A 22382-nucleotide genomic window follows, 5' to 3' on the forward strand; every position below is an offset into this window, starting at 1 on the left:
GCCTGAAGAGGGCTCTCAGGCGCGCTTGCGTGCGGTGACCTCGATCTCGATCTTCATGCGCGGGTCTGCCAGGCCTGCCGAGATCATCATCGCGGCCGGCCTGGATTCGCCGAAGTACTTGCGCAGCACGGGCCAGCAGGCGGGGAAGTCGTCCGCCTTGGGCAGCACGTAGGTGACGCGCACCACATCGGCGAACGAAGCCCCGGCCTCGGCGAGCGCGGCGCCGATGTTGCGCAGGCATTGCTCGGCCTGCTCGACCACGCCTTCGGCGATGGTCATGGTCGCGTAGTCGAAGCCGGTGGTGCCGGAGACGAACACCCATTCGTCGTCCACCACGGCGCGGGAATAGCCGATCTCCTGCTCGAAGGTCGAGCCGGAGCTGATGAGTCTGCGTGTCATGGGCTGGCTTGCGGAGTTCGAGAAAATCTTAGTGGCCGCTCGATGGCCGCAGCCAGTTTTCGAGCACGAGGCTCGGCACCCGCGCAAAGTGCCGCGTGTTATCCGTCACCACCACGGCACCGAGCGAGAGCGCATGGGCCGCAATCATCTCGTCGAAGTCACCGATGGGTGTGCCGCGCGCTTTGAGATCCGCGCGAAGTTCGCCGTGCCGGTTCGCCGCCTTGGCGTCCCATGGCAGTATGGGCACGATGCGCAGGAACTCTTCCACCATGCGATGCAGGCGCACGGCCTCGGGGCGCCTGGCCACGCCATAGCGGATCTCGGAACAGGTCACTGCCGAGATGCACCATTGGCCGGGCGCCAGCGCCTGCAGTCGGGAATCGAAAGCGGGATGTCCGCGCACCGCCTCACTCGCCGCGTTCGTGTCCAGCATGTAGAGCGTCATTCCTTCCAGTCCTTGAAGGGATCCCGCTGCTGTTCGCCCTGCTCTCGTTCCGCCAGGAAGTCCTGCGGCAACGATCCCAACTGCTCGCGCAGCCGCATGAACGCGCCCCAGTCCACAGGCGAGCGGGTGGAGAGAATGACATCGCCGGTACTTTCATCACGGCGGATGTAGACCTCGCTGGTGCCTTCGAAGCGGAACTCGGCGGGGAGGCGCACGGCTTGGCTGCCGCCGGTGGCGAAGAGTTTTGCGGTGGGTTGCTGCATGGCCAACTCCAAGCGTCCAATTGGATGTAGATACCAATGTATCTACATGCGTTTCCTGTGTCAAGCACCCGTTTCAGTCCTCCAACGTCCGGCGTGATCGGACAGCGCGGGACAGCGCCACTCAAGCGGCGCGAGCAGCGCGTGCGAGACGTGCGCGTGCCGCATGCAGCAGGACCCGGGAATAGAGCTTGTGGAAGCCGAGCAGGGCCTTGAAGAGAAAGCCCATCCTGGCCTCGCCCGACATCTTGTCCACCACCGGCACCACGGCCGAGCCGAAGTACAGGCGCGTGGAGGACGCGCCGCTGCCGCCGGGCGCCTGCGCCACCATCAGCCACGAACGCGTGCGACCGGCAAGATCGCACATCAGCAGTTGATCGTCCGTCCGCGCTTCCACCTTCCAGGCGGAAAAGCTGTCTCGTACGCCGGCAGCGAGCTGCCTCACCTCTGCATCCGTCGATGGCCTGGATGCGAGCCGCGCGAGCAGGAGTCTTTCCAGCCTGAAGACGGCACCGGTGTAGAACGCTTCGACGTAGGCCGCCTGCGACACGACGCCAGCCACTTCCGTCGCGTAGCAATCGGCATAGCCGCTGCGCGTGTACCTTGCGAGCAGCGCCTGATCGGGCAATGCGCAGGCCCGGATGGGTGGCATGGCTCGCGATCTCACTTCTTCGGCTTGCGCTGGCTGTCGTACTTTCGCCAGTACTGGAACTCGTCCTCGTGGATCTCGATGTCGATTTCCGAGATCCGCGCCTGCAGGCGCTCCTGAACATCGGCGACCGCCTGGTTGTAGATCACCGGCCCGATCTCTTCGACGAAGAAGCCCAGGAGCGCGCCGGCGGCGATGTTCCCGATGCGTTCTTCCATGTTCTCCTGGAAATAGCGCTCGATCGACTTGATGGCCTCCGAGCGGGCGTCCTTGTTCAGTTCAATGGGCATGTCGTGCGGCGTGTGGTGTGCGTCTAGGCGCTCGGGAGCGGATCAGGCCGAGCCTACCCCGGCCGGCCCGGGTCCGGGTAGACCAGCGGTCCCCACAGCCCGCGATCGAAAGGCTTCCACTGCCCTTCGGCCTGCGCCAGCCGGTCGGCCAGCGCATAGAGCACGGCCGGATGCGCGCCCAGGCCGAGGTGGCTGGCGATCACCTCGATGTTCTCGCATTGCGGCCCGGCCTCCTCCACGCTGCAGCGCCACGCGACCACGCCGTCGCTGCGGCTGAAGATGGAGGTGGTGGGCACCGGCGGCGTGGGGCGCACGTGCTTCATGCGGCGCGGGTCCTCCGCGCTCTGGCCGCTCACGCCTTCGTAGACCCGCCACGCATGCGTGGCGCGCGCGCTGCCGGTGAAGGGGCTGCCCAGCGTGACCACGCTGCGCACCCATTGCGGATGGCGGGCGGCGAGCAGGCGCGCATAGACGCCGCCCAGGCTCCAGCCCACCAGGCTGACCTTGCGGCCGCTCTCGGCATGCAGGGCCTCGAGCTTGGCGGTCATGCCGTCCTCGATGCCCTCGCGCGGGCCGAGGTTGCGGCCCAGGCCCCAGCCGTGCGCCTCGTAGCCGCGGCCCTCGAGATAGCGCCGCAGCAGCTTGGTCGACATGTCGCTGGCCACCAGGCCCGGCAGCACCAGCACGGGATGGCCGTCGCCGCGCGGCGTGAGCTGCAGCAGCGGCCATAGGGCCAGCGCCGCGCCGGCTTCCCAGAGGGCGCGTCCTTCGGCCAGCAGCAGCAGGCGCGAAGGGGGTTTGATCGGTTCGCGGGTGGCTGCCATCATGAATCTCTCCTTCGTTCCGAGTCATCGCGCGCGTACGCGCGGTTCCCCTCGTGTGCGGGACTGTGCCGGTTATCCGAGGTATTTGCCACGCAGGTAATCGAGGTAAGCCCTCGATTCGCGGGAAACATACGGCGAAACCAGCGTCAGCGTGTAGAAGGCCGCGAGCCCCGGGTCGGCCTGCTGCAGCGCGTCGCGCCCCGGCACCAGCCGCTCGAAGGAGAGCCAGCAGGTGGTGGTGAAGACCATCTGCAGCGCCAGCATCTGAGCTTCCTCGGCCGTCGCCTCGATGACGCCCGCGGCCAGGAGGGTCTCGCACAGCGATTGCGCGGCCAGCAGGTTGTGCGCGGTCAGGGCCTGCGCACGCTGGCCCAGCGCCGGGTACTCGCCGGCCAGGAAGGCCATGTCGCGGTAGACGAAGCGGTAGGCGTCGATGGCCTCGAAGCGCAGATGCAGCGCGAGCCACAGGTCGTCGATCGCGCGCACCGAATTCGAGGAGGCGTTGAGCAGTTCCAGCTGCTCCTCGAAGCGCCGGAACAGGCGATCGACGATCAACTGCTTGGCCTTGAAGTGGTAGTGCAGGTTGCCGGGGCTCATCTCCAGCTCGGCCGCGATGCGGTGTGTGGACACGGCGGCGAGCCCCTGCGCGTTGAACAGCGCCAGGCTGGTCTGCAGGATGCGTTCGCGCGTGTTGATGCTGGCCACGGGCTCTGGGTTCGATCAGCGCTTGCGCTGTCCCGATTCGATGCGCTCCAGGTGTTCGAGCAGGCGCTTCATCTGCTCGCGCAGTTCCTGGATCTCCTGCGCCGTCGGCATGCCCAGGCGTTGCAGGGCGGTGGCGACACGCTGGTCGAACACGTCCTCGAACTTGCGGATGCCGAAGCTCTCGAGCGCGAAGCCGCGCGGCGCCCCGTCGCCCTTGGGCTGGCCGAGGCCCAGCAGGTTTTCGATGACATTGGTCTGGCGCTTGACGACGTCGTCGCGCACGTTGCCCAAGGCCTTCAGGCCGGCACGCAGCAGGCCCTGAGCGCCTGCCTGCTTGCCGGGTGCCGCGGCCTTCTTCGCAGAGACCACTTTCTTCGCCGGGGCCACCTTCTTCGCCGGGGCCGCCTTCTGGCGCAGCGCCGTCTTCTTGGCCGGGAGCGTCTTCTTGCCGGCCGCAGCCGCCTTCTTCTTCACGCTGACAGTTTCATCGCGGCGAGTCGCCATGCGTTGCTCCAGGACAGGTCAATCGGGAAAGCGGCCGGGCGGCCAGGGCACCTGCGCTCAGGCGGCCTTGCGCGCGGTGCGCACCGGGCGGCGCACGGCCGTGCGGGCCTTGGCCTTGACGGTCTTGACCGGCGCTGCCTCGTCAGAGGTACCCGCCACGCGGCTTTCGATCTGCTTGGCACCGGCGGCGACGCGGTCGGCGATCTGCACCGAGACGGCGGCGATCGGCTGGTGCAGGTTGCCCAGGGCCTGGAGCACCGAGCTGCCCAGCGGCGACTCGATGCGGCCGGCGACGTTGGCGACCGATTCGATGCCGCTCGTGGTGGTGCCGGCGATGCGGTCCATCACGGCGACGACACGGCCGGTGTCGATGTCGAGGCGGTTGGCCAGGAAGCCGTTGACCTTCTCCTGCGCGCCGATCAGGCGGGCCTTGAGGGTCTCGCTCACCAGCGGCAGCTGGCGGGCATTGAGGAACTCGCTGGTGCGCGAAGCTGCGCCGTTCAGCAGGCGATGGGCGCCGGCACGGTAGGCGCCGACCAGGGTCTTGCCGACTTCGTTGTACTGGCCGACCACGTGGACGGCGGCGCTGGAGAAGTTTTGCGTGGACATGATGATTTCCTTGAAGTGAATTTGGACATGACGCCGGGAACCGACCCCGCCATCGCTCGCGTCATGGTTCCGACGCGATGACCTCATCTTCTTCGCAAAGCCCTAGGCCCTGAAAACTAGAAGCGTCCGATAGTTAGGCCAACTGCCCCAATTTCTTCGAAGTTCTTCAAGGCCCCGCGATGCTACGACGAGCGAGACGCCGCTCGCCCCATCCGGGCCCCGGGCTTACCCGCTATCCGCGCCCCCTCGCATTGCGGATCATTTTCCTCCGCGCCGTGGCGCACCACGCGCCCCGCACCTCGCACCAACGACAACAAGAGGACCGATCCGAATGAAGCACCTGAGCGGCCTGGATGCGACCTTCCTGCACACCGAGACACCCGAGACGCCGATGCATGTCGGCGGCCTGCACCTGCTGGAGTTGCCGGCCGGCTACAAGGGCGACTTCTACGAGGACGTGCAGGCGCATGTGGCGAGCCGCATGCACCTGTCGGAGATCTTCACGCGCAAGCTCGCGCTGATGCCCTTCGAGCTGTCGAACCCGGTATGGGTGGAGGACGACGACGTGGACCTCGACTACCACGTGCGCCGCGTCACGCTGCCGCGGCCGGGTACGCTGCGCCAGCTCGAACAGTACGTGGGCCGCCTGCACTCGACGCTGATGGACCGCAGCCGCCCGCTGTGGGAGTTCTACGTGATCGACGGGCTGCAGGGCGGCCGCGTCGCCATGTACACGAAGGTCCACCACGCAGGCATCGACGGCCAGGCCGGAAGCGCCTTCGCGCAGGCCATCATGAACCTGGAACCGCATCCCGAGCCCATCAAGGCGCCGCGCCAGAAGGCCCGCCGCAACAACCGCTATCAACTGGGCGTGGCCGAGCTTGCCGGTGCCGCCATCAGCAACACGCTGCAGCAGTACGTCAAGCTGGTGAAGACCTTCCCCGACATGGCACGCGCGGTGCAGAGCCTGGTCGTGCCGCAGCCCCGGAGCGAGGGCGCCAGCCTCTGGCAACAGCCCAAGAACCTCAACCTGCTGGGTCCGCGCACGCCGCTGAACGTGGCCATCACCAACCAGCGCGCCTATGCGGTGCGATCGATCCCGCTGGCCGAGGTCAAGCAGGCCGGCAAGAAGCTGGGCGCCAGCCTCAACGACGTGGTGATGGGCCTTTGCGCCGGGGCGCTGCGCCGCTATCTGGCGGACCACGGCAAGCTGCCGAAGAAGCCGATGACCGCGGCGATCCCGGTGACGCTGCGCGCGCCTGGCGACACCTCGTCGAACAACCAGGTGTCGATGACGGTGATGACGCTGGCGACCGACGTGGCCGACCCGATCGAGCGCATCGAGCGCATCCGCGAATCCTCCACCGCGGCCAAGAACCTGATGGGCAGCATCAAGGCCGCGATCCCCACCGACTACCCGTCCTTCGGCGCGCCGTGGCTGATGTCGGGCCTGGCCTCGATGTACGGCCGCTCGCGGCTGGCGGACCGGCTGCCGCCGGTGGCCAACGTGGTGATCTCGAACGTGCCGGGCGCGCAGGCCGCGCTCTACTTCGCAGGCGCGAAGCTGCTGACCTACTACCCGGTGTCCATCCCAGCCCATGGCATGGCGCTCAACATGACGGTGCAGAGCTACAACGGCAGCCTGGACTTCGGCCTGATCGCCTGCCGCCGCGCGGTGCCCGACGTGGACGTGATCGCGGACTACCTGCTCGACGAGCATCGCGACATCCAGGCGCGGGTCGAGGCGCTCGAAGCGCCTGCGCAAGCTGCGGAAGCGGCCAAGCCGGCGCCCAAGGCCGCGGCTATCGAAGCGGGGGCGCCTGCGAAGCCCAAGCCGCGCAAGACGCCGGCGCGAAAAGCCGCGCCCGCCAAAGCCGCTGCCACGCGCAAGAGCCCCGTCAGCCGCCGCGCGGCCGCTGCCGCTACGCGTTGACGCGCAAGCCGGCCGGCCCGGCCTCCATGCGGCCGATCACGCGGGCGGCGTCGAAGCCTTGTTCGTGGAACAGCGCCAGCACTTGCGGCACGCTGTCGGGCGCGCAGCTCACGAGCAGCCCGCCCGAGGTCTGCGGGTCGCTCAGCAGATCCTGGGCCACGGCTGGCAGTGCGGCATCGAGCCGCACCTCGGCGCCATAGCCGGCCCAGTTGCGGCCCGAGGCGCCGGTGACGAAGCCCTCGGCCGCCATCTCGGCGACACGGGGCAGCAGCGGCACCTGCGGCCAGTCGATCACCGCCTGCAGCCCGGCGCCACGCGCCATCTCCAGCGTGTGGCCGGCGAGGCCGAAGCCGGTCACATCCGTCAGCGCATGCACGCCTTCGAGCGCGGCCAATGCGATGCCGGGCTTGTTGAGCCGCGTGGTGCTGGCAACCAGCTGCGCATAGCCTTCGGCGTCGAGCTTCTCCTTCTTGAGCGCTGCCGACAGCACGCCCACGCCCAGCGGCTTGCCGAGCACCAGCACGTCGCCGGCCTTCGCATCGGCATTGCGCTTGAGCCGCTTCGGATGCACCAGCCCCATGACCACCAGCCCGTAGATCGGCTCGACCGAGTCGATGGTGTGGCCGCCCGCGATGGGGATGCCGGCTTCGCGGCACACCGCCTGGCCGCCGCGCACCACCTCGCCGATCACCTCCAGCGGCAGCTGGTTGACGGGCATCGCCACCAGCGCCAGGGCCATGATCGGCGTGCCGCCCATGGCGTAGACATCGCTGATGGCATTGGTCGCGGCGATGCGGCCGAAGTCGAAGGGGTCGTCGACGATCGGCATGAAGAAGTCGGTGGTGGCGATCAGCGCCTGCTCGTCGTTGAGCTGGTAGACCGCGGCATCGTCCGCGGTCTCGATGCCGACCAGCAGTTCGGGCGGGATGATGCCGCTGCCGCTGTTTCGCAGGATCTCCGACAGCACGCCCGGCGCGATCTTGCAGCCGCAGCCGCCACCGTGGGAAAAGCTCGTGAGACGGATGGCCGGGGCGGTGGTTCGATCGTTCATGGTGTCGCGCTTTCGAGGTCTGGCCGATTATGGTGGCGTGAGCAGATCGCACAGCAGGCGCCGCACGCATTCACGTTCGGCCTTGCGGGTGAACAAGGGCTCGCGCAGCGCGCACTGCGCCGCCAGCCTTCGGGCGAATGCCGGCTCGGCCGCAAAACGTTCCATCAGCGCCGCCAGCGCCGCGTCGTCGCCGGCCGGAAAGCAGCCTTCGTAGTCCGCACCCAGCAGCCCCAGGTTGCCGCCGATGCGGCTGGCCAACACCGGCACGCCCGAGCGCACGGCCTCGATCACCACTTGCGCGCCACCCTCCATCCGGCTCATGTGCACCAGCGCGCGGCCGCGCGCGATCCAGCGCCGCGTTGCGTCGGGCGGGAGCCCGCCGAACCAGCGGTAGTGCGGGCATTCGGCCATGGTGCGGCGCGCCGCCTCGCCGAGCTCGGGCACCAGTGCGTCGCCGATGTGGACGATGCGGATCGGCGTTGCCGCGGGCAAGCGGCGCGCCGCGTTCATGAGAGCGAGCGGGTCCTTCTCGTCGCGCAGATGCCCGACCGCAACCAGGTTGAAGCTGCGGACCGCCGCGCCTTTGCGCAGCCGGCCCGCCGACTGCAGGATCACCCGGGTCTTTGCGCGCTCGGCCGGCCCGAGGCGATCGAGCGCATCGGGCTGCAACACCACCAGTTGGCTGGCACACTGCAGCGAATGCCGAGCAGCCTTGTTCTCTTCGATGTCGCGGTACACGTCGGTGCCGGTCAGGACCAGCGCGATGGGGCAGGCCGGCCGCGCCGCGCGCAGCTGCGCGATCGCCTCGGCGGAGCGGCGGGCATGCAGGGCAATCATCGCGTCGCAGGCCATGCCGTTCCAGTCGCGCGCGATCTCGACCTCGGCCACGCCCGAGAGAAACCGGGCCCAGCGCGAGGCCGTGCGCCAGTTGCCGTTGTTCGCATCCGCCAGCGCGGGCGAGACGATCAGGACGTGCGGCTTCTTGCTCATCGGCGCATTCTGTCAGGGCATTGCCGCCATGGCTGACGCGCGCACCCTCGCCGGCGAAGCGCTCGCAGCCGCGCTGCGCGAATGCCGTTCCCGCACGCGCGCCTGGACCTTCGACCTGAGCGACGCCCAATGGCAGGTGCCCCGCCAGGCCGGCGTGAACCTCGTCGCCTGGGAGCTGTCGCACCTCGCCTGGTTCGGCGAGTTCTGGGTGCTGCGCGGTCCGCACGCGGTCGACGCCCATGGCCATGTGCAAGCCAGCCAGCCGGCGCGCATCGCCGGGCCCGATGCCCTGTTCGACTCGGCCCGGCTGGCCCACATCGCCCGCTGGTCCGTGGCCCTGCCCGCACGAAAGGAGATCGAAGCGCGCCTCGATGCACAGCTCGAGGCCTGCCTGGCCGCGCTCGCGCAATGCGATGACAGTGACGAAGCCCTCTACTTCCATCGCCTGGTGCTGTTCCACGAGGATATGCACGACGAGGCCTTCGCCTGGCTGCGCGCGACGCTCGGCTACGCCGCGCCCGACGGGCTGACTGCGCCGCCGCGGCTGGCAGAAGGGCCCGCCATCGAAGTGCCCGCCGCGCAGGCCTGCATCGGCTGGCCGGCGGCGCGCCGCGGCTTCGCCTTCGACAACGAGCTCGGCGGGCATCCGGTCAGCCTGGCCGGCTACGAGATCGATGCCACGCCGGTCACGGCAGGCTGCTACCTGCGCTTCGTGGAATCCGGCGGCTACGACGATCCCGCCTTCTGGCCCGGCGAGGCCGGGCGCTGGCGAGCGACGCAGGCCCGCAATCACCCGGCGCGCTGGCGGCGCCTCTCCCGCGTCTTGCAGCAATGGGAGATCCGCTGGTTCGACTGCTGGCTGCCGCTCGACCCCGAGCAACCCGTGATCCATGTCAACGCCTGGGAGGCCGAGGCCTATGCACGCTGGGCCGGCCGCCGCCTGCCCACGGCCGCCGAATGGGAGCATGCGGCGGCCACGCAGCCCGGCTTCGCCTGGGGCCGCAGCGTGTGGGAATGGACCGCCAGCACCTTCACGCCCTACCCGGGCTTCGCGCCCGGCCCTTACCGCGACTACTCGGCCCCCTGGTTCGGCGACCACCGGGAGCTGCGCGGCGGCGCCTTCGCCACGCACCCGCGCCTGCACGACCTGCGCTATCGCAACTTCTTCCAACCCGGCCGCAACGATGTGTTCGCCGGCTTCAGGACCGCGGCTCCTTAAACTGCGGCCCTCTTCCCCTCGGCAAAGCCATCATGAAACGCCAGTTCCTCAAGACCACCTTCTTCTGCCTGCTCGGCCTGGCCGCCGGCCTGCCGGTCCATGCGCAAACCGCCACCACCCTGCGCGTCTCGGCCATCCCCGACGAGGCGCCGACCGAGCTGCAGCGCAAGTTCAAGCCGCTGGGCGAGTACCTGAAGAAGGAGACCGGGCTCGACGTGCAGTTCACGCCCGTCACCGACTACGCGGCGGTGGTCGAAGGCCTGGCCGGCAACAAGATCGACCTGGCCTGGCTCGGCGGCTTCACTTTCGTGCAGGCCAGGCTGCGCACGCAGGGCGGCGTGGTGCCGCTGGTGCAGCGGGCCGAGGACGAGGTCTTTACCAGCAAGTTCATCGTGCCTGTCGACAGCAAGGCCAAGGAGCTGGGCGATCTCAAGGGCGTCACCTTCGCTTTCGGTGCACCCTCTTCCACCTCGGGCAGCCTGATGCCGCGCCACTTCCTGCTGCAGGCCGGCATCGACCCGGACAAGGATTTCAAGACCGTCGCCTACTCCGGCGCGCACGACGCCACCGTGGCCTTCGTCGCCGCGGGCCGGGCCGAGGCCGGCGTGCTCAACGCCTCGGTCTGGGACAAGCTGGTCGAGGCGAAGAATCCCAATGCCGCCAAGGTGCGCGTGCTGGCCACCACCGCGCCCTACTACGACTACAACTGGACCGCCCGGCCCGGACTCGATCCCGCGCTCCAGAAGAAGCTCGCCGACGCCTTCCTCAAGCTGGACGCGGCCAACCCGGCGCACCAGGAGATCCTGTCGCTGCAGCGCGCCTCGAAGTTCATCCCGACCAAGGCCTCGAACTACGACAGCATCGAGGCGGCGGCGCGCTCGGCCGGGCTCATCAAGTAGGCGGGCCTCGCCGTTGACTGCCGAAGCCGCGCTGGCGCTGGAGGATGTCGGCCTGGTCCATGCCAACGGCCAGCGCGCGCTGCAAGGGGTCACGCTGTGCGTTGCGCCGGGCTCGCGCGTGGCCATCATCGGTCCCTCCGGGGCCGGCAAGACCAGCCTGCTGCGCATCGCCGGCGCTGCACTGCGCGCCAGCGAAGGACGTGTCGAACTGCTGGGCGCGCGGCCCTGGCAGCTGCGCGCCCGGCCGCTGAAAGCGCTGCGCGCGCGCATCGGGTTGATCCAGCAAACGCCGCCGATCCCGCCGCGCCTGCGCGTCATCACGGCGGTGCTGGCCGGCCGGCTGGGTGCCTGGTCGGGCGCCCACGCCCTCGCCTCGCTGCTGGTGCCGGCCGATATCGCGGGGGCCCAGGCCGTGCTGGCCCGGCTGGACCTGGCCGACCGGCTGTTCGACCGCTGCGACCGGCTCTCCGGCGGCCAGCTGCAGCGCGTCGGCATGGCGCGCGTGCTCTACCAGGCGCCCGAGCTGCTGCTGGCCGACGAGCCGGTGTCGGCGCTCGACCCCGCGCTGGCCGACCTGGCGGTGGGCGAGCTGATCGCGCAGAGCCGGTCCACCGGGGCCACGCTGGTCGCCTCCCTGCACGCGGTGGACCTGGCGCTGAAGTGGTTCGACCGCATCGTCGGCCTGCGTGCCGGCGTGGTGGCCTTCGATGCGCCGCCCGCCGCCGTCAGCCGCGCGATGCTGCAGGAGCTCTATGCGACCGAGGGCGGCGCGCTGCCGACCCAGGCGCCGGACTTCGTGCTCGAAGAGCGTCGCGCGCCTCTGCTGCCGGTCGCCTGCCGATGAGCGCACTGCAGCACCCGCCGCCCTTGCGCGACCCGCTCGCGCGCCGGCGCCTGGGCGCGCTGCTGCTCGCGCTGGTGGTGCTGTGGCCGATGCTGGTGGTCGCCGAGTTCAAGCCCCAGGCGCTGCTGGCGCCCGGCAGCCTGCGCGTGATGGGCGGCTTCCTGGCGGGCTTCCTGCCGCCCGCCCTGAACGCCGATTTTCTCGGCCTGCTGGCGCGCGCGACGCTGGAAACCCTCGCGATGGCGACCGCCGGCGTCGCACTCGCCTTCGTGCTCGCGGTGCCGCTGGCCTTCGTGGTGACGCGGTCGCTGTCGATCTCGCGCATCGGGCCCGGCCCCGGGCGATGGCGCGGCGCGGCCATCCGGACGGCGGCGCGCGGCCTGCTCACCGTCCTGCGCGCGATCCCCGAACTGGTGTGGGCGCTGCTGCTGGTGCGGGCCTTCGGCCTGGGCCCGGCGGCTGGCGTACTGGCGCTGGCGATCACCTACGGCGGCATGCTCGGCAAGGTGTACGCGGAGATCCTCGAATCGGGCGACACGCGGCCCGCGCGCGCACTGCTCGAGGCCGGCAGCGGGCGCATCGCCGCGCTGTGCTACGGCCTGCTGCCGGGCGCGGCACAGGAGCTGGCCTCCTACACCGTCTACCGTTGGGAATGCGCGGTGCGCGCCTCGGTGGTGATGGGCTTCGTCGGCGCCGGCGGGCTGGGCCAGCTGATGGACCAATCGATGAAGATGCTCAACGGCGGCGAGGCCTGCAGCATCCTGATCGTGTTCCTGCTGCTGGTGCTGATGGCCGATGCCTTGAGCGCGGCCCTGCGAAAGTGGCTCGCATGAGCCGCACGGCCGTTCCGAAGGCTCATAGCACCGCAGCCGAAGGCGAAGGTACTCCAGTGAGCCGCACGGCCCCTCCGAAGGCGAATAGCACCGCAGCCGGAGGCGAAGGGGTACTCCAGTGAATTCGATGCGCCCAACCGCCACCGAACGCGCGCGCGCCGCCGCGCCCTGCCTTGGCTGCGTGCTGGCCACCGGCGCGATCCTGGCGGCGGTGATCGCCAGCTTCCTCTATCTCGGCATCGACTTTCGCGCGCTCGTGGCACGCGAGTCGCTGGCCTCGATGGCGAAGTTCGTGGCCGAGTTCTTTCCACCCGACCTGTCGCCCGGCTTCCTCGCCAAGACCGCCTGGGGCGCGCTGCAGACGCTGGCGGTCTCGGCGCTCGGCACCCTGCTCGCGATGCTGGGCGGCGCCGCGCTGGCACTGCCCGCCTCCGGCCGCTTCGGGCCGGCGCTGCGCCAGGCCTCGCGCTTCGTGCTGAACCTGCTGCGCAGCGTGCCCGAGCTGGTGTGGGCCGCGCTGATGGTGCTCGCGGCCGGGCTCGGCCCCTTCGCCGGCGTGCTCGCACTGGCACTGCACACCAGCGGCGTGTTCGGCCGCCTGTTCGGCGAGACGCTGGAGAACGTGCCGCCCACGCCCGAGCGCGCCTTGCGCGAAGCCGGCAGCGGCGCGGTCGCGGCCTTCGCCTACGGCAGCTTGCCGCTCGCCTGGCCCCAATGGCTCGCCTATGCGCTGTACCGTTGGGAGATGAATATCCGCATGGCCGCCGTGCTCGGCTTCGTCGGTGCCGGCGGGCTCGGGCAGATGCTGTACTTTCATCTCTCGCTGTTCCAGCAGGCGCAATCGGCGACCGTGATCGGCGCCATGTTCGTGCTGGTCTTCATCGTGGACACTGCGAGCGGCCGGCTGCGGCGCGGCCTGGCACCCGCCCACGCATGAAAAATGATGACGTTCTCCCCCAGGCTTCGCGCACTTCGTGTCGCTTCGCCAATCCCCTCACCGGGGGCAACACCAGCGGCCCGGCAAAGCCGGTTCCGCGGTGTTCCCCGGCCGGGTTGCGACCGTTTCATTCGGCGTCGACACTGAACACATCGGAGTTCCAATGAGTCCCTTCACCACGGTCGAACTGATCGGCGCGCCCACCGACGTCGGCGCCAGCGTGCGCGGCGCCGGCATGGGGCCGGACGCGCTGCGGGTGGCAGACATTGCCGCCACGCTCTCGCGCCTGGGCTACGAGATCGTGGACCGCGGCAACCTGGCCGGCCCCGCGACCCCCTGGGCCGATCCGGCCAACGGGCTGCGGCACCTGGGCGAAGTGGTGAGCTGGAACCGCGCCGTCTACGACGCCGTCGACGGCGCGTTGGGCGCCGGCCACCTGCCGCTCCTGATGGGCGGCGACCACTGCCTGGCGATCGGCTCCATCAGCGCCATCGCCTGGCACGCGCGCCGGCGCGGCAAGAAGCTGCGCGTGCTGTGGCTGGATGCGCATTCCGACGTCAACACCGAGCGCACCAGCCCCAGCGGCAACATCCACGGCATGCCGGTCGCCTGCCTGCTCGGCCACGGGCCGCAGGCGCTGAGCGGCTGGAGCGGCGAGGCCGCGGCGCTGGAGCACGATGCGATCCGCTTCATCGGCATCCGCAGCGTCGACGCGGAGGAGAAGGCGGCGATCCGCGCGCTCGGCCTCAACGTCTTCGACATGCGCCACATCGACGAGCACGGCATGCGCACCACCATGACCGAGGCGCTGCAGGACATCGACGAGGAGACCCACCTGCACGTGAGCTTCGACCTCGACTGCCTGGACCCCGACTACGCGCCGGGCGTGGGCACCGGCGTGCGCGGCGGCCCGACCTGGCGCGAGATGCAGCTGTGCATGGAGATGATCGCGGACACCGGCCGGCTCGCCTCGCTGGATGTCGTCGAGCTCAATCCCGCGCTGGATGTGCGCAACCGCACGGCGGAAGTGGCGGTGGAACTGATCGAGAGCCTGTTCGGCAAATCGACGCTGGTGCGCTGAAGCGGGGCCGTCAGGCCAGGCGCGCGAACACGCTGGGGAACACGCGCACCGAAATGCGCGGGCTGCGACGCACGGCCACGCCCTCCAGCCGCACCCATTCGGCGGACGAGACCGCGATCTCGAATGCGATTCGAACCTTGAATTCTTTTACTGGTTGATGAGGTTGAGGATGTTGCCATCCGGGTCCTTGAACCACGCGACCTTCATCTCGCCCGTGACGTGAATGTCGCCTTCGAGCCGCGTGTCAGGCATGTCGTAATGCTCGAAGCGCACGCCCTTGGCCTTGAGCGCGCTGACCAGCGCCTCGATCTCCTCGCCGACGGCCCAGGTGACCGCGGTCGCCTGGTTGGTGCCGGCGTATTGGGAGCGGTAGACATTGAGCGTCGAGATGCCGCTCTGGAACACGATCAAGTCATCGCCCTCCGCCTCGATCGGCGTCAGTCCCAACATTTCCTCGTAGAACTGCTTCGCCCGATCAAGGTCCTTGACCGCGAGGTTCGCAACCGCTTCCTTGTTTCCCAGCATGGCCTTGCTCCTTCAGCGAGGGTTGACTGTCGATCCCATCGGAACACCGTTGCACAGCACCGGCGTGAAATCAATCAGCGAAGGCGAGGAGCCGCACCACAAAACGCGGCGAAGCGTGAACTTTTCAGTGCCGGCTATTAATCACAACGGACTACATTCTTAAGTATTCATTTTGAGATTCTGAGCGAGGACAAGGCATGGACGTGCGAAAGATCGGGTTGCTGGTGGAACAACCGTTCGATGGTTCCTATTACTGGGTGATCCACGAGGATGTGCGCCACGACGGCCGCTTCGAGGCGCTGCAGCGCGCCGAGCGCCCCTTCGCGACCTACGCCGCCGCGCTCGCGCAAGGCTATGGCGTGCTGCAGCGCCTCTGCGGCCTCACCGGCCTGCCGGCCTACGCGGCACGCTCGATCTCGATCTGACCGGGATCAGCCGCGCGAAGGCGACAGCGGCACCGGACGCAGCGGCGCATCGGTGCTTGGCGCAGGCAGCGCGGGCGGTGCCACCGGCGTGCTCTGCACCGCCTCGGGCACGAGGAAGCGGTCGATCAGGGCGAAGAAGCGATCGTAGAAACGTTCGTCGGTGAGCGTCTCGCTGGCCACCTTGACCAGCGCGTCATCGCTCGATGAAAAAGGCAGCGACAGCGAACCGAGCGCGCCGACGCCGACGCTGGCCGAGTTGTTGACTTTCTTGAGGCTGTAGCGGTCCTGCAGCGCACTGGCGAAGGCGATGGTGCTCGCACCGCCGCTGTCGCGCGCGCAGACCACGCGCAGTTCGACCTCCACATGGACCTCGCTGGCAGGCTGGAAGCTCTTGCGGCCCGCCACCAGGTCGGCGTTGGCCGCCGTCACCAGGTAGCCCTGGCTCAGCAGCGCGCGCCGGGCGGCCTCGCAGGTCTCGGCCTGGGGCGCGCGAAAGCTGCGCGTGTGGGTGGTGGTCGAGTCGAATTCCTCGGGGTCGTAGGAGACCTGCTTGGGCGAACTGATGCCGCAGCCCGCGAGAAGGAGCGTGAACAGCAGCGCCAGGGCTGCACGCGGAAAGGGAGGACGCATGGAGAGCAGAAGCCGAGATCGGAGATGCGAAATGCTAGCCCGAACCCGCGTGGCGCGGCCGACGTGCTGCGACTGATCGAGCGGATTTTCATCCTCTTCAGGCGGGGCTCGCGACGCGGACCACGCGATGCGCCCGCTCGCGCGTGGCGGCGATGCGGCGCGCATTGGGCTCGTCGGTCTGCTCGACCCACGCCCGCGCTTCCTCGAAGCTCCGGCCGAACTGCTGGTGGCGCCTTACCAGGCGCTCCACGCGCAGCGCGTCGTCGACCTCCACGTACCAGACCTCGTCCAGCAGCGGCGCGACGTCGCCCCATGCGCCTTCCTGCAGCAGCAGGTAATTGCCCTCGGTGATAACGAGCTGCGTCCCGGGCAGCACGGCGATGGCGCCGGCGACGGGTTCCTCGATCTCGCGCCGGAACTCGGGCGCGTAGACGATCTCGTCCGCGCGCTGGTCGTGCAGGCGCCGCAGCAGCGCCACGTAGCCCGCGCTGTCGAAGGTGTCGGGCGCGCCCTTGCGCTCGGCCCGGCCCAGCCGCCGCAGCTCCACCTGCGCGAGATGAAAGCCGTCCATCGGCACCACCTGCGCGCGCCCGGGCAAGGCCTGCTCCAGCGCGCGAGCGAGGGTGGACTTGCCCGAGCCGGGCGCGCCCACCAGGCCGAGCAGCTTGCGCCGGCCATCCGCCAGCAAAGACTCGAGACGGGCCAGCTCGGGCGCCAGGTTCATGGGTAGAGCCCGCGCTCCTGCCGCGCCATCAGGATGCGCTCGCAGGCCACCGCGAAGGTCGCGGTGCGCAACGTGATCCGGTGCCTGTCGGCGGTGTCCCAGATCTGGTTGAGCGCGTTCATCATGATGCGGTCCAGCCGCTGGTTGATTTCGTCCTCGTCCCAGAAGAAGGACGAGAAGTCCTGCACCCATTCGAAATAGCTGACCGTCACGCCGCCGGCGTTGCAGATCACGTCGGGCACCACCAGCACGCCGCGCTCGGCCAGGATGTCGTCGGCCGTCGGCACGGTCGGACCGTTGGCGCCTTCGAGCACGAGCCTGGCCTGGGTCTTCTGCGCGCGTTCGGCGGTCAGCTGGCCTTCGAGGGCGGCGGGGATGAGGATGTCGCAGGCCACGTCCCAGAAGGACTCGTTGTCGATCACATCGCCGCCCTTGAAGCCCACCACCCCTTCGGTGCGCGCCAGTGGCATCAGCGTCTTGAGGTCGAGCCCGTTGGCGTTGATGATGGTGCCGGTGTGGTCCTGCACCGCCACGATCTTTGCGCCGGCCTCGGCGAACAGCTCCGCCGCCACCGAGCCGACGTTGCCAAAGCCCTGCACCGCGATGCGCGCGCCGCGCAGGTCCAGGCCCAGCCGGCGCGCCGCCTCGCGGCCGGTGACGAACACGCCGCGGCCGGTCGCCTTCACCCGGCCCAGCGAGCCGCCCAGGTGCAGCGGCTTGCCCGTGACGACGCCGGTGGCGGTGCCGCCGACGTTCATCGAGTAGGTGTCCATCATCCAGGCCATGATCTGGGCGTTGGTGTTGACGTCGGGCGCCGGGATGTCCTGCTGCGGGCCGATGATGATGCCGATCTCGCTGGTGTAGCGGCGCGTCACCCGCTCGAGTTCCTTGTGCGTGAGCTTCTTCGGGTCGACGCGGATGCCGCCCTTGGCGCCGCCGTAGGGCAGGTTCACCGCGGCGGTCTTGACCGTCATCCAGGCGGACAGAGCCATCACCTCTTCCAGCGTGACGTCAGGGTGGAAGCGCACGCCGCCCTTGCCCGGGCCGCGCGACATGTTGTGCTGCACGCGGTAGCCCTCGAAGTGGGCGATGCTGCCGTCGTCCATCTCGATCGGGACGTCGACGATCAGCGCGCGCTTCGGGCGCTTGAGCGTCTCGACCCAGCGGGACAGCTCGCCCAGGTAGGGCACCACGCGGTCCACCTGCGAGAGGTAGGTGCCCCAGGGGCTGTTGGGGGTCGGTTGGACGTAGGACAGATCGGCGGCGGACATGGCACTCCAGGCATTGTTGCGAAGCCATGCACGATAGTCTCGCGCGCGGCCCCGCGCCATGGCCTATGCGCGATGCGTTGCGCCTTATGCGCTTGCGGCAAGCAGGGCCGCGTTGCCGCCGGCGGCGGTGGTGTTGATGGTGAGCGTCTGCTCGGCGCAGAAGCGCGGCAGGTAGTGGGGCCCGCCGGCCTTCGGGCCGGTGCCGCTCAGGCCTTCGCCGCCGAAGGGCTGCACGCCGACCACCGCGCCGATGATGTTGCGGTTGACGTACACGTTGCCCACATGGGCGCGCGCGGCCAGCGCCTGGGCGCGGCTGTCGATGCGCGTCTGGATGCCCAGCGTGAGGCCGAAGCCCAGCGTGTTGATGCGGTCGATGACTGCCTGCGGCTCGCCCGACCAGCGCGCCACGTGCAGCACGGGGCCGAAGATCTCGCATTGCACGCGCTCGATCGAAGGCAGCTCGTAGGCATGCGGCGCAATCAGATGGGGCATGCCGTCGGCGGGAGCACTGCCGGCCACCAGCACGCGGGCTTCCGAATCCAGGCGCTTCAGGTGCTGCCGGATGCCGTCGAAGGCATCGCGGTCGATCACCGGGCCGACATCGGTCGAGAGCAGGGCAGGGTCGCCGGTCACCAGCTCGGCCGCGGCGCCCTGGATCATGCGGATCACCTCGTCGGCGATGCTCTCGTGCAGGATCAGCAGGCGCAGCGCCGAGCAGCGTTGCCCGGCCGAGCGGAAGGCGCTCTGGACCACCGCATCGACCACCTGCTCGGGCAGCGCGCTGGAATCGACCAGCATCGCGTTGATGCCGCCGGTCTCGGCGATCAGCGGCACGATGGGCCCGTCCTTGCCGGCCAGCGCGCGGTGGATGGTCTTCGCGACCTGCGTCGAGCCGGTGAACACCACGCCCGCGACGTCCGGCGCCGCCACCAGCGCCGCACCGACGGTCTCGCCGGGGCCGTGCAGCAGTTGCAGCGCATCGGCGGGCACGCCGGCCGCGTGCAGCAGGCGGACGGCTTCGGATGCAACGGCCGGGGTCTGCTCGGCCGGCTTGGCCAGCACCGTGTTGCCGGTGGCGAGCGCAGCCGCCACCTGGCCCAGGAAGATTGCGAGCGGGAAGTTCCAGGGGCTGATGCAGACCCAGGGTCCGCGTCCGGTCAGCCGCAGCTCGTTGCTCTCGCCGGTGGGGCCGGGCAGCGTCGCCGGCTGCATCACCCGCTCGGCCTCGTCGGCGTAGTAGCGCAGGAAGTCGATGGCCTCGCGCACCTCGGCCACCGCATCGCCCCAGGTCTTGAAGGCTTCCTCGACCAGCAGCGCGCAGAAGCGCGGCAGCTCGGCCTGCAGCGCGTCGGACGCGCGGCGCAGGATGTCGGCGCGCTGCGCGACCGGCGCCTTGCGCCAGGCGGGGTAGGCCGCCATCGATTTCGCCAGGGCCTGGGCCGTCTGCGCGGGATCGAACTCGGCGACGGTGGGCACGATGCAATCGGCATGAGCCGCCAGCAGCGGCGCACGCATCGAGGCATCGGCCAGGTCCAGGCCGCGGCTGTTGCGCCTTGCCGGCGGCGGGCCGTAGAGATCGGCCGGCAAGGGCAGCGGGGCGCGGCTGTCCAGCCACAGGGGCGACACCAGCAGCTCGTCGAGGCCGACGCTTTCGTCGCCCAACTGGTTGACGAACGAGGAGTTGGCGCCGTTCTCCAGCAGCCGGCGCACCAGGTAGGCCAGCAGGTCCTTGTGGCGGCCCACCGGGGCGTAGATGCGCACCGGCGCGCTGGTGCGCTTCATCACCTCGCGGTAGATGCCCTCGCCCATGCCATGCAGCCGCTGCAGCTCCAGGGGCGTGTCCCCAGCCATCTGGAGAATGGCTGCGATGGTGCCCGCGTTGTGCGTCGCGAACTGCGGATAGATGGCGTCGGGGGCGGCCAGCAGCGCGCGGGCGCAGGCGAGATAGCTGATGTCGCTATGGTGCTTGTGCGTGAACACCGGGTAGTGCGGCAGCCCCAGCTCCTGCGCGCGCTTGATCTCGGCGTCCCAGTAGGCGCCCTTCACCAACCGGCACATCAGGCGCAGCTCGTAGCGGCGCGCAAGGGCGACCAGATGCTCGACCAGTTCCAGCGCGCGCGTCTGGTAGGCCTGAATCGCCAGGCCGAAGCCGCGCCATTGCGGCCGTTCGGCCGCCACCCGCGCGGCCAGCGCCTCGAAGACATCCAGCGAAAGCTCGAGCCGGTCGACCTCCTCCGCGTCGATGGTGAGGTTGAGGCGCGCCTCGGCGGCCAGCTCGCACAGCTGCCACACACGCGGCACCAGCTCGCGCAGCACGCGCTCGCGCTGCGCGTCCTCGTAGCGCGGATGGAGCGCGCTGAGCTTGATGGAGATGCCGTCGTTGTGCTCGGGCGCGCCCTCACGGTCGGCGCGCGCGGCGATCGATCGGATGGCGTTGGCATAGCTGTCGAGGTAGCGCCGCGCATCGGCCTCGGTGCGCGCGCCTTCGCCCAGCATGTCGTAGCTGAAACGCAGGGCCCGGTGCTTCTGGTGCGCCGAGCGCGCCTCGCCCATCGCCTCCTCGATGGTCTGGCCCAGCACGAACTGCCGCCCCAGCAGCTGCACCGCGCGCAAGGTGGCGGCCACCACGGTGCGGGCGCCGACGCGGGCCATCAGGCCGGGTTCGGCGTCGGTCCCGCCGGGCGCCGGCAGGAACTTCTTCGACAGCGCGATGGCAGAGCCGGACAGGCGCGCCAGCCTGGAGTCGGCGGCGCCTTCGAAGTCGGCGCGGCCCAGCTGGTCGGCGGTCAGCGCGATGGCGGTCTCGGCATCGGGCACGCGCAGCAGCGCCTCGGCCAGGCGCATCAGCGCGAGGCCCTCGGCGCTGGAGATCGGGTACTCGCGCAGCAGGCTTTCCATCGCCCAGAAATGCGGTGGATGCTCGCGCACGGCCCGCACCCACGGCGCCGCCGCGGATGCTGCCGAAGGCCAGTCGAGCGCGCCTTTCAAGGAAGCCAGGCGGTGGGAAACGATCTCGGCTTCGGGCCGGTAGGGGGTGGGCAGGCGCATGGCGAAAACTCCGGTGGCGATGTACCGATGGTCCGCCTTTCTTCGCCGAGTTATTCACTAAAAATCGACAGTCGACTGGATAATTCGCCAAGCATGACTGCAGAAGCCATCAACCTGGACCGCATCGACCTCAAACTTCTGAAGATTCTTCAGGAGGACGGGCGGATCTCCAACCTCAAGCTTGCCGAGGCGGTGTCGCTCTCGCCCACCGCCGTGCTGGCCCGCGTGCAGCGGCTCACGCGCGAAGGCTTCATCCAGGGCTACGAGGCGCGGCTGGACCCGCACAAGCTGGGCCGCGGCTTCACGGTCTTCGTCGAGGTGCTGCTGGACCGCACCGCGGCCAATGTCTTCGACCAGTTCAAGGCCGCGGTGCAGGTGCGCGACGAGATCATGGAATGCCACATGGTGGCCGGCGGCTTCGACTACCTGCTCAAGACCCGAATGGCAGACATGGCGGCGTACCGCGAATTCGCCGGCACGGTGCTGTGGCAACTGCCGGGCGTGCGGGAGACGCGCACCTACGCGGTGATGGAGGAGGTCAAGAGCAGCGCACGCATTCCGCTGCACGCTTGAGAGCGCTCAGCGCGCGCCGAAGATCGCGGTGCCGATGCGCACCAGCGTGCTGCCCGCCGCGATCGCCGCCTCGAGATCCGCCGACATGCCCAGCGAGAGCGTGTCGACCTCGAGGCCGGCGCTTCGCATCTCCTCGAAGATGCCTGCGGCGCGCAGGAACAGCGCCCGCTGTGTTTCGAAATCGGGCGCGGGCTCCGGGATGGCCATCAGCCCGCGCAGGCGCAAACGTGGCAAGGCCGCAACAGCTCGCGCCAAGGCCAGCGCCTCTTGCGGCACGACGCCGGACTTGTTGGCGCCGCCATCCACATTGACCTGCAGGCAGACCTGCAAGGGCGGCAGTTCCGCCGGCCGCTGCTCGGCGAGCCGCTCGGCGATCTTGAGCCGGTCGATGCTGTGCACCCAATCGAAATGTGCCGCCACGGGCCGCGTCTTGTTGCTCTGCAGGGGGCCGATGCAGTGCCATTCGAGCTCGGCGCGCAGGTCGGATAGGGCCTCGATCTTGGCCACGCCCTCTTGCACGTAGTTCTCGCCGAAGGCAATCTGGCCGGCGGCGCGGGCCTCGCGCACCGCCTCGGCGGGGAAGGTCTTGGACACCGCAAGCAAGCGCACGCTCGCCGGGTCGCGGCCGGCCGCCGTGCATGCGGTCACGATCCGGGTCCGAACTTGCTGGAGCTTGTCACCAATCATCGTCATAATCGTCAAACGTATCAAAAC

Annotated in this window: 26 protein-coding genes; 9 read left to right on the forward strand and 17 right to left on the reverse strand. The window is 69.4% G+C overall.

Annotation, left to right across the window (positions count from 1 at the left end; translation table 11 throughout):
* Nucleotides 1-15: 15 nt before the first annotated feature.
* The 9 genes from ACMGEZ_RS15145 to ACMGEZ_RS15185 all read right to left on the reverse strand — a co-directional run bounded on the left by ACMGEZ_RS15145 (nt 16) and on the right by ACMGEZ_RS15185 (nt 4685).
* Nucleotides 16-399, reverse strand: coding sequence for a RidA family protein (locus ACMGEZ_RS15145; RefSeq protein ID WP_436823097.1), 384 nt, complete (start codon nt 397-399; stop codon nt 16-18).
* 28 nt (nt 400-427) lie between these two features.
* Entirely contained in the window at nt 428-844 is a 417-nt protein-coding gene (locus ACMGEZ_RS15150) for a type II toxin-antitoxin system VapC family toxin (protein ID WP_436823098.1), read from the reverse strand.
* Entirely contained in the window at nt 841-1107 is a 267-nt protein-coding gene (locus tag ACMGEZ_RS15155) for an antitoxin (RefSeq protein WP_436823099.1), read from the reverse strand. Before ACMGEZ_RS15155 ends, ACMGEZ_RS15150 begins: the two co-directional genes overlap by 4 nt.
* A 121-nt stretch (nt 1108-1228) precedes the next feature.
* Complete coding sequence (locus ACMGEZ_RS15160; protein ID WP_436823100.1) at nt 1229-1756, reverse strand: hypothetical protein; 528 nt, start codon at nt 1754-1756, stop codon at nt 1229-1231.
* A gap of 11 nt (nt 1757-1767) precedes the next feature.
* Entirely contained in the window at nt 1768-2043 is a 276-nt protein-coding gene (locus ACMGEZ_RS15165; RefSeq protein ID WP_436823101.1) for a DUF2164 domain-containing protein, read from the reverse strand.
* A 53-nt stretch (nt 2044-2096) separates the two neighbouring features.
* Complete coding sequence (locus ACMGEZ_RS15170; protein WP_436823102.1) at nt 2097-2870, reverse strand: esterase/lipase family protein; 774 nt, start codon at nt 2868-2870, stop codon at nt 2097-2099.
* A 69-nt stretch (nt 2871-2939) separates the two neighbouring features.
* Nucleotides 2940-3572, reverse strand: a complete 633-nt coding sequence (locus ACMGEZ_RS15175) for a TetR/AcrR family transcriptional regulator (RefSeq protein ID WP_436823103.1) — start codon at nt 3570-3572, stop codon at nt 2940-2942.
* 15 nt (nt 3573-3587) lie between these two features.
* Complete coding sequence (locus ACMGEZ_RS15180; RefSeq protein ID WP_436823104.1) at nt 3588-4076, reverse strand: phasin family protein; 489 nt, start codon at nt 4074-4076, stop codon at nt 3588-3590.
* A gap of 57 nt (nt 4077-4133) precedes the next feature.
* A complete protein-coding gene (locus ACMGEZ_RS15185) occupies nt 4134-4685 on the reverse strand; it encodes a hypothetical protein (RefSeq protein ID WP_436823105.1) in 552 nt (183 codons plus the stop codon).
* 331 nt (nt 4686-5016) lie between these two features.
* On the opposite strand from ACMGEZ_RS15185, the gene ACMGEZ_RS15190 reads away from it, so the two are divergent.
* Nucleotides 5017-6618 (forward strand): WS/DGAT/MGAT family O-acyltransferase, encoded by a 1602-nt coding sequence (locus ACMGEZ_RS15190; RefSeq protein WP_436823106.1) that lies wholly within the window; start codon nt 5017-5019, stop codon nt 6616-6618.
* Here the strand turns inward: ACMGEZ_RS15190 and selD are convergent.
* Together selD and senB are read right to left on the reverse strand one after the other, a co-directional pair.
* Nucleotides 6608-7669 carry a selenide, water dikinase SelD gene (selD, locus tag ACMGEZ_RS15195; protein ID WP_436823107.1) on the reverse strand — a complete coding sequence of 354 codons (1062 nt, stop codon included), beginning with the start codon at nt 7667-7669 and terminating at the stop codon, nt 6608-6610. The two genes, ACMGEZ_RS15190 and selD, sit on opposite strands and share 11 nt — an antisense overlap.
* Before the next feature lie 27 nt (nt 7670-7696).
* Complete coding sequence (gene senB / locus ACMGEZ_RS15200; protein ID WP_436823108.1) at nt 7697-8659, reverse strand: selenoneine biosynthesis selenosugar synthase SenB; 963 nt, start codon at nt 8657-8659, stop codon at nt 7697-7699.
* A 28-nt stretch (nt 8660-8687) separates the two neighbouring features.
* Here senB and senA point away from each other — a divergent pair, with 28 nt between their 5' ends.
* The 6 genes from senA to rocF all read left to right on the forward strand — a co-directional run bounded on the left by senA (nt 8688) and on the right by rocF (nt 14472).
* Complete coding sequence (gene senA / locus ACMGEZ_RS15205; protein ID WP_436823109.1) at nt 8688-9878, forward strand: selenoneine synthase SenA; 1191 nt, start codon at nt 8688-8690, stop codon at nt 9876-9878.
* Nucleotides 9879-9910: 32 nt separating this feature from the next.
* Entirely contained in the window at nt 9911-10777 is an 867-nt protein-coding gene (locus tag ACMGEZ_RS15210) for a putative selenate ABC transporter substrate-binding protein (RefSeq protein WP_436823110.1), read from the forward strand.
* 13 nt (nt 10778-10790) lie between these two features.
* Nucleotides 10791-11621, forward strand: a complete 831-nt coding sequence (locus ACMGEZ_RS15215) for a phosphonate ABC transporter ATP-binding protein (protein WP_436823111.1) — start codon at nt 10791-10793, stop codon at nt 11619-11621.
* Complete coding sequence (locus tag ACMGEZ_RS15220; protein ID WP_436823112.1) at nt 11618-12454, forward strand: PhnE/PtxC family ABC transporter permease; 837 nt, start codon at nt 11618-11620, stop codon at nt 12452-12454. Before ACMGEZ_RS15215 ends, ACMGEZ_RS15220 begins: the two co-directional genes overlap by 4 nt.
* Before the next feature lie 127 nt (nt 12455-12581).
* A complete protein-coding gene (gene phnE / locus ACMGEZ_RS15225; protein ID WP_436823282.1) occupies nt 12582-13391 on the forward strand; it encodes a phosphonate ABC transporter, permease protein PhnE in 810 nt (269 codons plus the stop codon).
* A gap of 163 nt (nt 13392-13554) precedes the next feature.
* On the forward strand, nt 13555-14472 hold the full coding sequence (gene rocF / locus ACMGEZ_RS15230; protein ID WP_436823113.1) for an arginase: 918 nt from the start codon (nt 13555-13557) through the stop codon (nt 14470-14472).
* Between the two features lie 147 nt (nt 14473-14619).
* Here rocF and ACMGEZ_RS15235 read toward each other — a convergent pair whose 3' ends face one another.
* Nucleotides 14620-14997, reverse strand: coding sequence for a VOC family protein (locus ACMGEZ_RS15235; protein WP_436823114.1), 378 nt, complete (start codon nt 14995-14997; stop codon nt 14620-14622).
* Nucleotides 14998-15194: 197 nt separating this feature from the next.
* On the opposite strand from ACMGEZ_RS15235, the gene ACMGEZ_RS15240 reads away from it, so the two are divergent.
* Nucleotides 15195-15422: a hypothetical protein gene (locus ACMGEZ_RS15240; RefSeq protein WP_436823115.1), complete on the forward strand. Its 228-nt coding sequence runs from the start codon at nt 15195-15197 to the stop codon at nt 15420-15422.
* Nucleotides 15423-15428: 6 nt separating this feature from the next.
* On the opposite strand, the gene ACMGEZ_RS15245 is transcribed toward ACMGEZ_RS15240, so the two are convergent.
* The 4 genes from ACMGEZ_RS15245 to ACMGEZ_RS15260 all read right to left on the reverse strand — a co-directional run bounded on the left by ACMGEZ_RS15245 (nt 15429) and on the right by ACMGEZ_RS15260 (nt 21095).
* Nucleotides 15429-16052 carry a DUF2242 domain-containing protein gene (locus ACMGEZ_RS15245; RefSeq protein ID WP_436823116.1) on the reverse strand — a complete coding sequence of 208 codons (624 nt, stop codon included), beginning with the start codon at nt 16050-16052 and terminating at the stop codon, nt 15429-15431.
* Nucleotides 16053-16149: 97 nt separating this feature from the next.
* A complete protein-coding gene (locus tag ACMGEZ_RS15250; RefSeq protein WP_436823117.1) occupies nt 16150-16776 on the reverse strand; it encodes a nucleoside/nucleotide kinase family protein in 627 nt (208 codons plus the stop codon).
* On the reverse strand, nt 16773-18047 hold the full coding sequence (locus ACMGEZ_RS15255) for a Glu/Leu/Phe/Val family dehydrogenase (protein ID WP_436823118.1): 1275 nt from the start codon (nt 18045-18047) through the stop codon (nt 16773-16775). Before ACMGEZ_RS15255 ends, ACMGEZ_RS15250 begins: the two co-directional genes overlap by 4 nt.
* 84 nt (nt 18048-18131) lie before the next feature.
* Nucleotides 18132-21095 carry an L-glutamate gamma-semialdehyde dehydrogenase gene (locus ACMGEZ_RS15260; protein WP_436823119.1) on the reverse strand — a complete coding sequence of 988 codons (2964 nt, stop codon included), beginning with the start codon at nt 21093-21095 and terminating at the stop codon, nt 18132-18134.
* A 93-nt stretch (nt 21096-21188) separates the two neighbouring features.
* Between ACMGEZ_RS15260 and ACMGEZ_RS15265 the strand changes: the two genes are divergently transcribed.
* Complete coding sequence (locus tag ACMGEZ_RS15265) at nt 21189-21668, forward strand: Lrp/AsnC ligand binding domain-containing protein (RefSeq protein ID WP_436823120.1); 480 nt, start codon at nt 21189-21191, stop codon at nt 21666-21668.
* A 6-nt stretch (nt 21669-21674) separates the two neighbouring features.
* On the opposite strand, the gene ACMGEZ_RS15270 is transcribed toward ACMGEZ_RS15265, so the two are convergent.
* Nucleotides 21675-22361 carry a YggS family pyridoxal phosphate-dependent enzyme gene (locus ACMGEZ_RS15270; protein ID WP_436823283.1) on the reverse strand — a complete coding sequence of 229 codons (687 nt, stop codon included), beginning with the start codon at nt 22359-22361 and terminating at the stop codon, nt 21675-21677.
* Nucleotides 22362-22382 lie beyond the last annotated feature (21 nt).

Source organism: Variovorax stachyos (genome assembly GCF_051400855.1).
GTDB lineage: Bacteria > Pseudomonadota > Gammaproteobacteria > Burkholderiales > Burkholderiaceae_C > Variovorax.